This window comes from Chitinimonas lacunae, assembly GCF_042650885.1.
In the GTDB taxonomy this organism is placed as follows: domain Bacteria; phylum Pseudomonadota; class Gammaproteobacteria; order Burkholderiales; family Chitinimonadaceae; genus Chitinimonas_A; species Chitinimonas_A lacunae.
This window is the reverse complement of sequence record NZ_JBHSBU010000001.1, coordinates 182,295-194,835: the sequence shown is the minus strand read 5'-3', so window position 1 is coordinate 194,835 and position 12,541 is coordinate 182,295. Positions and strand designations below refer to the sequence as shown.

The following is a 12,541-nucleotide window of genomic DNA, read 5'->3' as shown; positions in this document are numbered from 1 at the left end:
AGGGCAAACAAGTGGAAGGAAAGCGGAAGCCACCGATTCACGATGCCTCTCCAACCTGCCGGTATACGCCAGGACATTGCCGACGCAGGCCAAAGCTGGCGGCATTGAGGCATTCGGCATGACCCAGCAGCAGCCAGCCGCCCGGTTTGAGCCGGCTGACCACGCCGGCCAGCACACGCTGGCGGGTGGAGGCATCGAAATAGAACAGCACGTTGCGCAGAAAAATTACATCGAACGGCTCCAGCCCAGCTGGAAGGGACGCCAGATTCATGCGACAGAACCGTACCCGTTGTCGCAGCGTCTGATCGATCTGCACCGAGCCCGCCGCGCGGCCGACGCCGCGCAGACAGAACCGATGCAGATAGGGGATTGGAATCAATTCCAGCCTCTCGTGGCGATAGACGCCTTCCCTGGCCTTTTCCAGCACTTCGGCGCTGATATCGCTGCCCAGCACCTCCCACCGGTTCCCCGCTCCCAAGTTCGCCATCAACACCATGGCGATGCTGTAAGCCTCTTCGCCGCTCGAGGCGGCTGCACTCCAGAAACGCAGCGACCCGCTGCCCAGTTGCGGCAGCAGCGAGCGCGTCAGATAGTCGAACTGCTCCGGTTCACGGAAGAAATAGGTCTCGTGGGTGGTCAGCAGATCCACCGCCCGTTGCAGCTCGGCGACGTTCTGGTTGTGGCTGATATAGTCGAAATACTCGGCAAAGCCGCGCAGCGCCAGACGACGCAGCCGCTGCTCCAGCCGGCACGACACCGACTGTTTCATATGCGCCGGCAAATGGATGGCCGCCTCGCGCCGGATCAACTCGCGCAGCCGGCCGAATTCGTGCTCCGACAGGGTCGGTCGCTGTAGCAGGGCATTCATACGGGGCCTCGCGCGGCAATCGAGCTGGTCAGCCAGCCCGTCACTTCGCTGGCGGGCAGCGGCGGGCTGAACAGATAACCCTGCACCAGGCCACAGCCCTGGGCACGCAGAAAATCGAGCTGACTGGCGGTTTCCACCCCTTCGGCGATCACATCGAGCCCCAGATTGCGCGCCAGGCTGATGATCGCATCGACGATGGCGCCGTCCTGACGGTCATGGCAGCAGTCGCGCACAAACGAGCGGTCGATCTTGAGTCGGTCGAGCTGGAAACGCTTGAGATACGCCAGCGAGGAGTAACCAGTACCGAAATCGTCGACCGAAAAGCCCACCCCCATCTCGCGCAGCACCGCCAGCATGCGGGCGGCGCGGACCGGGTCGTGCATCAGCACCCCTTCGGTGATTTCGAGTTCAAGGCAGTGGGCCGGAAAGCCCGTCTCCAGCAGTACCTGATCGAGCAGCTGCGGCAGGTTGTCCTGCAAGAACTGGCACGGGGACAGATTGACGGCCATCTGTAGCGTCGAGAACCCAGCATCGTGCCAGGCCCGGCCTTGCCGGCAGGCTTGACGCAGTACCCACTGGCCGATGGCGAGAATCTGGCCGGTCTGCTCGGCCAGCGGAATGAATTCCATCGGGGCGACCAGCTGCCCGTCGGGACCACGCCAGCGGATCAGCGCCTCCATCCCGACCGTGGCGCCGCCGTGCAGGTCGAGCTGCGGCTGATAGCACAGAAAGAATTCCTCACGCTCCAGTGCCCGATGCAGCCCTTCTTCAAGGGTGCGGCGCCGGCGTGCCTGTTCGGTCAGATCGTGCGAGAAGAAGCGGATATTGCCCTGGCCGGCCTGTTTGGCCAGATGCAGGGCACTGCCGGCATTGCTGAGCAATTGCGCGGCACTTTCACCGTGTTCGGGATAGAGGCTGATACCGATACAGGCGCTCAGAATATATTGCTGGTGGGCCAGCTCCATCGGCTGCGCCACCAGGGCCAGCACCCTCTCGGCCAGTTGGCCGGCTGCCTCGGCATCGGCACTTGGCAACACCAGACAGAACTCGTCGCCGCTGCGGCGCGCCACCATCGCCTCGCTGCCGGCGCACCATACCAGCCGGCTGGCCAGGCTTTCGATAATGCAGTCGCCCACCACCTGGCCCATGGCATCGTTGATCGCCTTGAAGCGGTCAAGGTCGAGCAGCAATACCGCGACCGCCGATGGCACCGGCGTGGTGGTCAGCAGTTGCTGCAGACGCTCCTGTACCGCTTCCCAGTTGGGCAGGCCGGTCAACGTGTCAAAGCGGGTCAGTTGGGTAATCAGCGACTGGTCCATCCGGCTGCGGCTCAGATCGCAGAACACGGCCACGCAACAGCCGTCGTGACCATATCCGGGCGCGATAAGCTGTAGGTGCAGTCGCACCGGTAACGTATGGCCGTGGTGGTGACGGACATAGGCTTCGCCACTCCAGCGGCCTTCATCGTGCAAATGCGGCAGCAGGTCCGGCAGCAGCGATGTGCCATCGATATTCCAGACAAACAGCTCGCAGTGCTGCCCCCGCAGTTGGTCGGCCTCCCAGCCGACCATGGCTTCGGCGGCCGGATTGACGTCGAGTACCAGGCCAGCCGTGTCAAGCAGCACCACTCCGTTGCCGGTCAGCGCCAGAGAGACCGCATCGACCAGCAACATATGACGCAATTGATCGTTCGAACAGGAAACGGGCCACGCCAGATCAGGAGCGCCCGGGTAGTGGAAATGCAGAGGAAAGGACACAGGCGATTCCTAGTGAACCTGAAACAGCGCCACACCACTGGCGGCAGTCTGTAGGGGCGGCGGCCCTGACGGGTTCATAGCAAGCTCCTGTGGCTTTGAAGCCATTCAAACAAGATAAGAAAATGCTTGTAGCCATTGTTGGATCGGGAGCAACGCTTTCTCTACCCGGAAAACTCCTAGGGCACCCCCGGGTTTCCCCGGGAAAGGCGGCTCAGCCCCGAGGGACCGTATGGCGGCCCAAACCTCATCTAGGCTTGTCAAGCGGCGCCCGCTGATCGATAAACCGGAAAAGGCAATCCGCTTGCTGGCGCCTGGCTGCCTGGCGGCAGCGTCGGCAAGCCGTCCCCTTCCCCATCGATACCTGTGATTGGCGCGAGGCTGTCATGGCAAGAGTCGAGGAATATGTCGTGGTGGTCGATGACGACCCGGCGGTGCGCGAGGCCCTGTGCCTGATGTTGCGCAGTCTGAAAATTCCGGTCGAGAGCTATGGCAGCGCCGTCGATTTCCTGCTCGGCTATTGCAGCCAGCCGTGCGCCTGCCTGGTGCTCGATATTCGCCTGCCCGATATCAGCGGTCTGGAACTGCAACGCCGGCTCAATCAGCGGCGCGCCAATATTCCGATTGTGTTTATCACGGGCCATGGCGATGTGCCTTTGGCGGTCGAGGCGATGCGGCAAGGGGCGGTCGATTTTCTGCAAAAGCCTTTGCAGGAGCATGAGCTGCTTGAGCGGGTACAGCATTGCATCGCCAGTTTCCGTGCCCAGCGGGCCGAGCGGATGAGCAGGGAAACCATCGCAGCCCGGGTAGCCTGCCTGACGCCACGTGAGCGCGAAGTGTTCGAACTGATCCTCGAAGGCCGGCGCAGCAAGCAGATCGCCGACCTGATGGGCTTGAGCCTCAAGACAGTGGAGGAATACCGCAGCAAGGTGCTGCACAAGATGCATGTCACCTCGACCCCCGAGTTGATCCGCGAAATCGCCTCGACCCGGATCACCCAATGAAAAGCGGACGCGCCGCCACGCCGCAGCCGGTACCGGCCGCCCCGATCGGGCGCAATCCGCCGCCGATGCGGCGTGACCCGTCCAGCGCCCTGCACGACAGCCTCACCGTTGAATCGATGGCGAGCCTGCCCGAAGCGCTGCTCCAGGGACTTGGCATGGTGGTGCTGGTGGCCGAGCACGACAGCGGTCAGCTCCGCTCGATCCATGGCGCCGTCGCGGCCTTGTACGGGCTGACGGCCACCGAGCTGCTGGCCCAGCCCGGCTTATGGCGCGAGTTGATCATCACGCCGACGCCACTGGCATTCGACGGGCTGGACCAGCCGGCAGGCCATCTCAGCGAGTACCGCATCCGCCGCCCCGACGGCAGCCATCTGTGGCTGCGCCAGCAAAGCCGTCCGCTGCCGACGCCCCCGGGCCAGCCACGGCAGGTGGTCAGCCTGCTCCAGGAAATCCACACCCCACGCTACGAGCCGCCGCTGCCAGCCGATACCTTGCCCGATCAGATGGCCGCGCTGGTCTGTCTCGACGCGGCCGGCCGTATCGTGCGCTGCGATGCGGCAGCGCTGCGGATGTTCGATCTGCCGGCCGGAAAAACCATCGGTCGTCATTTCGCCGAGCTGCTGACGCCGCCCAGCCAACCTTTTCTGCGCCATCAACTGGCGACGCCGCCGGCAGCCGGGCTCAGCCAGGTGGCCACCCTGGTCGGGCTGCGCAGCGGACGCGACCCGTTCCCGCTCGAATTGCTGGCGCTGGCCGGCAACCCCTCGGAGGCGGCGCTGACGCTGGTGCTGCACGATCTGACCGAGCGTTTTACCGCCGAGGCCCGCTTGCACCATCTTTCCCGGGCCATCGAACAGATTTCGGTGTCGGTGCGGATCACCGATCTGCAAGGCAAGGTCTGCTACGTCAACCGTCGCTTCTGTGAACTCAACGACTGCTCGCCACACTCGGTCCACAGCCAGCCCGCCCGCCTGGTCAACGCCGCCACCTCGCCCGAACTCGAACGCGAACAATGGGAAGCCATCCTGGCCGGCCGCGAATGGCAGGGTGAGCAACTCTGCCGCCGCTGCGATGGATCGACCTACTGGGCCAGTGTGCGAATCATTCCGCTGCACGATCAGCATGGCGCCATCAGCCACTTCATCACCCTGAAAGACGATATCAGCGCCCAGCGCGCCCGCGATGAACTCGACCAGCAGCGCCAGGAGCAGCTGGCCCATAGTGCCCGCCTGATTCTGCTGGGCGAAATGGCCTCGATGCTGGCGCATGAGATCAATCAGCCGCTTACCGCCATCTCCGGCTATAGCGCTGCCTGTGCGCAGGATCTGCGTGATGATCCGACCGCCGCGCTTGGTTATCTGGACAAACTCAATAAACAGGTCCGACGCGCCGGCGAAATTGTCTGGCGGATGCGTGACTTCTCGCGCGCCCATATCAGCACCCATCGCGCCGTTGCCCTCAACGAGCTGGTGCGCGAGGTGCTCGATTGGTTCGAGCACAAAGCCCGTCAGCAGAAGGTGGCGCTCCGTGCCCATCTGCCGGCCACCGATAGCTGCCTCGTCCACGGCGACCGCCTACAGATCGAACAGGTGATGGTCAATCTGATCAGCAACGCCTTCGAGGCCGTCCGCGCGGCCGATGCCGGTCAGGAGCGGCGCATCGACCTGCACATTGGTCTGCCTGACAGCAATGGCTTGCTGACCGTGTCGGTCGAGGACAACGGGACGGGCATGGAGGCCGGTGCAGACGATCAGCTCTATCGCCCCTTCTTCACCACCAAACCAACCGGACTTGGCCTCGGGCTCGCCATCTGCCGCTCGATTATCGAAGACCACGGCGGCCAGCTATGGCATGAGACCACCGCAGCTGGCCATACGGTCTTCCACTTCACGCTGCCAACAGAAAGCAGTCGGCAACAGGGCAGTAGCGCCAAAGATCATTTGTAGGAAAGAAAGAATAATTTCCTGGGGATTTCTTATCCGAATGCAAAGCTAGTGTTTACATTGGTTTGACATATCGACACATAGATCATGCTAACTAAGCTGCGATTGTAAACGCCAGCCTCTCCCCTGCCTCTCCCTTACAACCCCAGCGCGGACAGTTCAGCGGTGCCTCAACCACAGCCGTGTTACCACAGCGACAACTGCTCTGGCACCGCCTTGCGTTCTTCAAACCGCACCCCGACACCCAATAGCCGTACAGCCTGATCGGAGCGGGCCAGGCCCTGGTCGAGCAGGCGTTGCCAGGTCGCCCGGTCGGGGCGGGTATCGACGCATTCGACTGTGGTCTGGCTGAAATCAGTAAAGCGGATTTTGACGAACGCCTTATGGATAGGCGCTTCTTCGGCCGTGCGCTCCAGGCGGCGGCGCAGGTCGTCGATCAGGCGCAGCAGCTCGTCGTGGCATACCGCGTGTCCACGCAGATCGTAGGCATAGGTGTTCTCGACGCTGAGCGATTTGCGTGGCCGGTCGGGCGCCACCGGACGCTCGTCGATGCCCCGGCACAGCTCGTACAGCCGTTCACCGAAGCGGCCGAATTCGCGCACCAGCCGGGTCAATGGCCACTCGCGCAGATCGGCACAGGTTACGGCGCCCAACTGGCGCAGCTTGGCGGCCGTCACCTTGCCCACGCCAAAGATTTTTTCGACGGGCAAGGCCGCGACAAAGGCGTCCAGTTCTTCGGGGCGGACGACGAATTGGCCATTGGGCTTATTCCAGTCGCTGGCGATCTTGGCGACGAATTTATTGGGGGCGATGCCGGCGGAGGCGGTAATGCCGATTTCCCGTTCGATCCGGCTGCGGATTTCCGCCGCCATCAAGGTGGCGCTGCCACGACAATGGTCGAGGCCGCTAACGTCGAGAAAGGCTTCATCGAGCGACAGCGGTTCGATCAGGTCGCTGTAGTCGTGGTAGATCGCATGGATGGCGTGGCTGACCGCACGGTACAGCTCGAAGCGGGGTGGCAGCAGGATCAGGTCGGGACAGAGTTTGAGGGCATAGCCACTGGCCATGGCCGAGCGCACGCCAAAGCGGCGGGCTTCGTAGTTGCAGGTGGCGATCACCCCACGCCGCTGCGGATCGCCGCCGACCGCCATCGGCCGACCGCGCAAGCTCGGGTTCTCCCGGGTTTCAACGGAAGCGTAGAAACAATCGCAATCGATATGGATGATCTTGCGCATGGTCGGGCCGGCAACAGGAACGGTGCCTGCGCATCATCTACTGGAAAACGAATGTTTACCAGTTGCGCGATAGTTCGTTTCAATCGCATTACGGACAGTTTGTGGCCCACGAAGAGATAATATTTTTATTTATCCTCATATCCCCATCTATTTCTAGCAGAAGATATGCATATTTTATTAAATAGTTCCTACACTCACTCTCTCCGCCCTATCCATCCCGATAGCCACCTCCTCACCTACCCTCAGGATTTCCCCTAAGGGACCCTGAGATGCCAGCCATACCGCTTCGGTCAACCTGCCCCGGTCAGCGCCTCCAGACCCGTCTGATGTCTCGCTCCAACGGGTAGTCAGCAAGGCCGTGAAGCAATCAACTAATTGATATAGCGCGCCACCAGCTTATTGACTTCTTCCGGGGCCAATCCGGCCAGGGCCGCGTCGAGTCGGCGGATAAAGTCGTCTTTATAAGGGGCTTTGAAGGTGCGGCTGTAGCCGACATAGGCGTTTTCGCCCGCTAGCTCGACCGCGTCACGCAGGGTCAGCGTCTTGATATCTGCCAAGGCGCCCGGTGCCTCGCGCAGGCGGCGCAGCGAATAGCGCACCGAGACGGCGTCGTTGGCGTAGCAGCCGATCCGTTTGGCGGCGAGCTTGAGCAGGTTCGCGTCGTTGCCCTTGGCTTCTTCTAGCTTGATCTTGCCGGCTTTGGCGGCTTCCTGAAGTTTGTCGGTCAAGGTGAAACCGGCGTTGACACCGACGACCAGGCCGTTGAAATCCTGCGGGAACTGCTTTCTGGGCGTTTTCATCACTTCGTCATTGCAAAACAGCACCACCGACTCTTTGTAGAGTGGCGCCGAATACGGCTGGATATAGGTGCGTTCGCTGCGCTGGTAAGGCGGAAACAGCCCCAGGCTGGTGCCGCGCTCCAACTCGGCCAGCCCTCGCTTCCACGGCACGGCGCGCAGCTCCAGTTCGTACTCGGGCGCAAGTTTGGGGGCGATGCGCTTGAGCAGATCGACATAGATGCCACGGAACTGGCCATTTTCGACAAAGGAATAAGGGGCGTAGTCATCGTCGCCGTAGAGCACCACCTTCTCGGCGGCCGACACCGTCAGCGACAAGGGAAGAAACAGTGAGAACAAGGTCAGCAGGCGGCCCATCGTCGAATCCTCCAGAGAGCGCTACAGCAGCAGGACTTCCTCACTATAGCCAGCCCTCACTACAGCTCAGCATGAGCGGCTGAACGGTAGGAAAGTGGGGAGACGATGGGTGCTGGAGGCACGATTGGCTTGGAGGATATTTTTCATAAAATTCTAGAACCCGCCATTAATCTTGCATATGTTTTTCCTATTTATTTCCATTTAGACTGCGGGCGCTATCCCTTGCCAATAGCGGAGCAGGTAGCGGCTATTCGACACTGCGCAAGCCATGCCGAATGGCATAGGCCACCAACCCGGCCGTATCACGCAGACCAAGCCGATGCAGAATCTGGGCACGGTGGGTTTCCACGGTTTTGGGGCTCAGACCGAGCGCATAAGCGGTTTCCTTGACCGAACGGCCATCGGCCAGCAGCTTGAGCACCTCGATCTGGCGCGGACTCAGCAGCGCATCGGGGGCATCCTGTGGCAAGGGCGGCGAAGTGCTGTGGGACAGCTCCTTGAGCAGGATGTCCGACACCGAAGCGCTGACATAACGGCCGCCGCGTGCCACTTCGCGCAGGGCCAGCTCCAGCTCGAGCAACAGCGCATCCTTGGACAGAAAGGCCACCGCCCCATGCGCGGTGGCCGCCCGGATCGCCTCGGCCGTCACGTGCATGCTGAGAACGATCACCCGGGGCGGCCTGGGCAGCGTCTGTAGCTCGATCAGCGCTGCCAGACCGTCCATATGCGGCATCTCGAGGTCGGTGATCACGATATCGGGTTCGTGTGTCCGAGCCAGCCGACACAAGGCTTCGCCATCCTCGGCCTCAGCGACCAGGCGGAAATCCGCCATATTCTCCAGCAGCACACGCATACCTACCCTGATCAGGGCATGATCGTCGGCAATCACCACGCTCAAGGGAAAGTGTGGGATAGGTTTCATCAGGACATAAGGGAAAATTCGCTTCCTTGTTATAGGCCCGAGCCCCTCCCTTGCCAACACACCTAAGGAATTGCCTGATAGTTTTTCAGGAATGCCCTGATAGTGACTGGCTATTAGCGACTTCTAAGATTCGCCGGTGTTCATGACCGGCGCCGTGCTCAGGCGCCTCCACCGGAGAAGGAGTAGCAAATGGCCCTGGTTCGCAAACTTCAGTTAGCTGACACCGGCAATTCCAGCAAAGTCGTCAACGCCAATGTACAGCGCGAAGCCGACGCCCAACGTCGGCGGGCGCGCACCCTAGCCAAGCAACAACAAGCTTCCGAACGGATCGCTGCGGCGACTGCTCAGCTCTCGAGCGGCATCCGCGAAGCCGGCGCTGCGGCCGAGGAACTCAAGCGCTCGTCCGATCAGATCGCCGCCGGCGCCGAGGAAGCCTCGGGCGCAGCCCAGCAGAGCCTGGCTGCGGTCAAGCAGATGGGCAATTCGATCCGCCGCCAGATGAGCGCTTCGGAAACGGCGCAGAACCGCGTCGAAGCGATGCAGGTCCAGCTCGAACGGCTGGGCAGCGAAGTCGGCAGTACGGTCAGCAATGTCAGCATCGCCGCCCAGCGTCAGGAAAACTCGGTCGCCATGGTGGGCGAACTGGAAAAGCAGGCCGCCAATATCGGCGATATCGTCAAGGCCGTGGCCCGGATCGCCGACCAGACCAATCTGCTGGCCCTCAACGCCGCCATCGAAGCCGCGCGTGCCGGCAAGCACGGCAAGGGCTTTGCCGTGGTGGCCGACGAAGTCCGCACGCTGGCCGAGACCTCGGAAAAGAGCGCCCGTGAGATCCAGGACCTGGTCGGCCAGATCCAGCGCGAGGTCAAGGTGATTTCCGACGGCATCAATCTGTCAGCGAGCACCGTCAAGGAAGAAATCGAAAAAGGCCGCCGCATCAATGCCCAGATCGATGTGATCCGCGCCAGCTGCGGTGAAATCGTCAAGGGCGCCCAGGAAATCTATCTGGCCGCCCAGGAATCCGACCGCGCCGCACTCGACGCCCTCAAAGGCTCGGAAAGCATCGCCGCCGCCGCCGAAGAACAAAGCTCGGCCTGCGAAGAAGCCACCAAGACCGTCGACGAGCAGACCCAGGCGCTGCAACTGAGCGAACAGGCTGCCAACAGCCTCGCCGACCTGTCCGAAGACCTCAAGAACAGCACCGACATCAGCAAAAGCGCCGAGGAAGTGGCTTCAGCGGCCGAGGAACTGTCGTCGGCCGTGCAAGAGATCAATCGCGCCGCCAGCCAGATCATGACCGCCATCGAGCAGATCCGCCGGGGCGCCCAGACCCAGGCGGCCGCCGCCCAGCAGTCGGCCAGCGCCATCACCCAGATCGAAAAAGGCGTGCAGCTGGCCGAAGTCCGCGCCAATGCCTCGCTCGGCAAGACCAACGCCATGCGCAGCAGCATGGCCGAGAACAAGCAGGGCGTGGACGCCATGATCAGCGGCATCAGCAGCTCGGTCGCCGCCACGGCCGACAGCCTGCGCCAGATCAAGGAACTGGAACAGGTCTCGCGCCGAATCGACAAGATCGTCGATGCGATCACCTCGGTATCGATCCAGACCAATATGTTGGCCGTCAACGGCGCCATCGAAGCGGCCAGGGCCGGCGAGTTCGGCAAGGGCTTTGTGGTGGTGGCGACCGATATCCGCAATCTGGCACACGACTCGGCCGAAAACGCTGACCGCATCAAGGATATGGTCAAGGCGGTGCAGGACCAGATCAGCCTGGTCGGGCGCGATCTGGCGGAAATCATGGCCGCAGCCAACGCCGAGGTCGAAAAGGCCAAGGCCATCACCGCCAACCTGGTGCTGATGGAACGGGATATCGGCGATGTCGAGCAAGGCAGCCGTGAAATCGGTGCCGCTGCCCAGGAAATCGTCGCCGCCGTCGATCAGGTCAAGACCGGGGTCGAGCAGATTTCGGCCGCCGCCGAACAGGCCCAGCAATCGGCCACCCAGGGCGCCGCCGCTTCGCGCCAGCAGGCCCAGGGTGCCGAAGAGCTGGCAGCAGCGATCGAAGAGATCGCCTCGCTGGCCGACGAACTGCAAAGCGCCTGAGCAAGGAGCCAGCATGAGCATCGATATCCAGACCCCGGCGGCCCTGCCGCCCGAGTCCGAACCGCATAGCGACGACCGCCAGTTCGTCACCTTCATGGTCGGCGACGAGTACTTCGCCGTACCGATGGCGCCGGTCCAGGAAATCATCCGGGTGCCCGAGGTGGTGCGCGTGCCGCTTGGCCCGGCCCATCTCGAAGGGCTGGCCAATCTGCGCGGCCGGGTGCTGCCGATCATGAGCCTGCGCAGCGCCTTCGGCCTGCCACCACGCGCCGGCGACGACGCCACCCGGGCAGTGGTCATCAATCTCGGCACGCCGCTGGGCTTTGTGGTCGACCGGGTCAGCAGCGTGATGAACGTCGAACCCGAATCGATCGAGCCGGTGCGCGATCTGCATAGCGCCATCGCCAACGAGCTGGTCACGGGCGTGATCAAGCGCGGCCAGGACCGCCCGATGATCCTGGTGCTGGACTTCGAGCGCCTGATCGCACGTGAACTGACCAGCCTGCGCCAAAGCAGCGTCAACAGCATCGAGCACGGCAATACGGCCGGGGAGCTTGAGCAGGAGGCTGAGACCGACGAGCTGCAACTGGTCAGCTTCAGCGTGGCCGAGCAGGAATACGGCGTACCGATCGACCAGGTGATCGAGATCGTCCAGGTACCGGCCCATATCACCGGCGTGCCCAATAGCGCCCGCCATGTGATCGGCGTGATGGCACTGCGCGAGCGGCTGCTGCCGCTGGTGAGCCTGCGCAGCCTGTTCGGCCTGCCGGCCGTCACGCTCGACGAACATCACCGCATCGTTGTGCTCAGCCTGAGCGAAGACGGCCGCGCCATGGCAGTCGGGGTGGTGATGGACGCGGTCAATGAAGTGCTGCGCGTGCCGCGCTCGGCCGCCGAAGCGATGCCACGGCTGCTGTCGCGCCAACAGCGGCTGGCCGAGATCGACGCGATCTGCCGACTCGACGGTGGCCGCCGGCTGGTGTCGGTGCTGGCGCCCGACCGGCTGTTCAGCGACAGCGGCATCCACGAGGCACTCGATGCCGCCAATCAGGAGACCCAGCAGATGGAAAACCTCGAGCAGGACGACAACCACGAGGCCGATGACGACGAGCAGCTGGTGGTGTTCAAGCTGGCGCAGGAGGAATACGCCGTGCCGATCGCCTCGGTCCAGGAGATCGTCCGGGTGCCCGAGACCCTAACCCATGTGCCCAAGTCGCCCGCCTTTGTCGAAGGCGTGATCAATCTGCGCGGCGCAGTGCTGCCGGTGGTTGACCAGCGCCGCCGCTTCGGCCTCGCCGCCACCGAGCGCAGCGACCGCCAGCGCATCATGGTGTTCCAGCTCGCTGGCGTGCGTACCGGTTTCATCGTCGATTCGGTGGCCGAGGTGCTCAAGGTGCCGCGTGGACTGATCGAGCAGGCGCCGCAGTTGTCGAGCGCGCAGTCGCGGCTGATTCCGCGCGTGGTCAATCTGGAAAAGCGGAATCGGCTGATCCAGCTGGTCGACCCCGATTGCCTGCTCGACGACGGCGAGACCCAGGCCTTGGCCGAGGCGGCGTAA

The 12,541-nt window shown here is 62.8% G+C and carries 9 protein-coding genes; 4 read left to right on the top strand and 5 right to left on the bottom strand.

Annotated features, from left to right (window positions below; all coding sequences use genetic code 11):
* Positions 1-37: 37 nt before the first annotated feature.
* Entirely contained in the window at positions 38-868 is an 831-nt protein-coding gene (locus ACFOW7_RS00870; protein WP_378160027.1) for a CheR family methyltransferase, read from the bottom strand.
* Positions 865-2,625, bottom strand: coding sequence for a putative bifunctional diguanylate cyclase/phosphodiesterase (locus tag ACFOW7_RS00865; protein ID WP_378160025.1), 1,761 nt, complete (start codon positions 2,623-2,625; stop codon positions 865-867). Before ACFOW7_RS00865 ends, ACFOW7_RS00870 begins: the two co-directional genes overlap by 4 nt.
* Positions 2,626-3,008: 383 nt before the next feature.
* Here ACFOW7_RS00865 and ACFOW7_RS00860 point away from each other — a divergent pair, with 383 nt between their 5' ends.
* Positions 3,009-3,626, top strand: coding sequence for a response regulator transcription factor (locus ACFOW7_RS00860; RefSeq protein ID WP_378160023.1), 618 nt, complete (start codon positions 3,009-3,011; stop codon positions 3,624-3,626).
* Positions 3,623-5,572 (top strand): ATP-binding protein, encoded by a 1,950-nt coding sequence (locus ACFOW7_RS00855; RefSeq protein WP_378160021.1) that lies wholly within the window; start codon positions 3,623-3,625, stop codon positions 5,570-5,572. Before ACFOW7_RS00860 ends, ACFOW7_RS00855 begins: the two co-directional genes overlap by 4 nt.
* Positions 5,573-5,754: 182 nt before the next feature.
* On the opposite strand, the gene dinB is transcribed toward ACFOW7_RS00855, so the two are convergent.
* From dinB to ACFOW7_RS00840, 3 genes are all read right to left on the bottom strand, one after another.
* On the bottom strand, positions 5,755-6,804 hold the full coding sequence (gene dinB, locus ACFOW7_RS00850; RefSeq protein ID WP_378160018.1) for a DNA polymerase IV: 1,050 nt from the start codon (positions 6,802-6,804) through the stop codon (positions 5,755-5,757).
* A 371-nt stretch (positions 6,805-7,175) separates the two neighbouring features.
* Complete coding sequence (locus ACFOW7_RS00845) at positions 7,176-7,958, bottom strand: substrate-binding periplasmic protein (protein ID WP_378160016.1); 783 nt, start codon at positions 7,956-7,958, stop codon at positions 7,176-7,178.
* 247 nt (positions 7,959-8,205) lie between these two features.
* The gene (locus tag ACFOW7_RS00840; protein ID WP_378160014.1) at positions 8,206-8,880 is read right to left on the bottom strand and encodes a response regulator; all 675 of its coding nucleotides are present in this window, start codon (positions 8,878-8,880) and stop codon (positions 8,206-8,208) included.
* A 189-nt stretch (positions 8,881-9,069) separates the two neighbouring features.
* On the opposite strand from ACFOW7_RS00840, the gene ACFOW7_RS00835 reads away from it, so the two are divergent.
* Together ACFOW7_RS00835 and ACFOW7_RS00830 are read left to right on the top strand one after the other, a co-directional pair.
* Positions 9,070-10,983 (top strand): methyl-accepting chemotaxis protein, encoded by a 1,914-nt coding sequence (locus ACFOW7_RS00835; protein WP_378160012.1) that lies wholly within the window; start codon positions 9,070-9,072, stop codon positions 10,981-10,983.
* Between the two features lie 13 nt (positions 10,984-10,996).
* Positions 10,997-12,541 (top strand): chemotaxis protein CheW, encoded by a 1,545-nt coding sequence (locus ACFOW7_RS00830; RefSeq protein ID WP_378160010.1) that lies wholly within the window; start codon positions 10,997-10,999, stop codon positions 12,539-12,541.

What these genes read in the sequence shown, in the direction of transcription:
- ACFOW7_RS00860 (WP_378160023.1), top strand. Translation starts at nt 3,009, where the DNA reads ATGGCAAGAGTCGAGGAATATGTCGTGGTGGTCGATGACGACCCGGCG.
- ACFOW7_RS00830 (WP_378160010.1), top strand. Translation starts at nt 10,997, where the DNA reads ATGAGCATCGATATCCAGACCCCGGCGGCCCTGCCGCCCGAGTCCGAA.
- ACFOW7_RS00840 (WP_378160014.1), bottom strand. Translation starts at nt 8,880, where the DNA reads ATGAAACCTATCCCACACTTTCCCTTGAGCGTGGTGATTGCCGACGAT.
- dinB (WP_378160018.1), bottom strand. Translation starts at nt 6,804, where the DNA reads ATGCGCAAGATCATCCATATCGATTGCGATTGTTTCTACGCTTCCGTT.
- ACFOW7_RS00855 (WP_378160021.1), top strand. Translation starts at nt 3,623, where the DNA reads ATGAAAAGCGGACGCGCCGCCACGCCGCAGCCGGTACCGGCCGCCCCG.
- ACFOW7_RS00845 (WP_378160016.1), bottom strand. Translation starts at nt 7,958, where the DNA reads ATGGGCCGCCTGCTGACCTTGTTCTCACTGTTTCTTCCCTTGTCGCTG.
- ACFOW7_RS00870 (WP_378160027.1), bottom strand. Translation starts at nt 868, where the DNA reads ATGAATGCCCTGCTACAGCGACCGACCCTGTCGGAGCACGAATTCGGC.
- ACFOW7_RS00835 (WP_378160012.1), top strand. Translation starts at nt 9,070, where the DNA reads ATGGCCCTGGTTCGCAAACTTCAGTTAGCTGACACCGGCAATTCCAGC.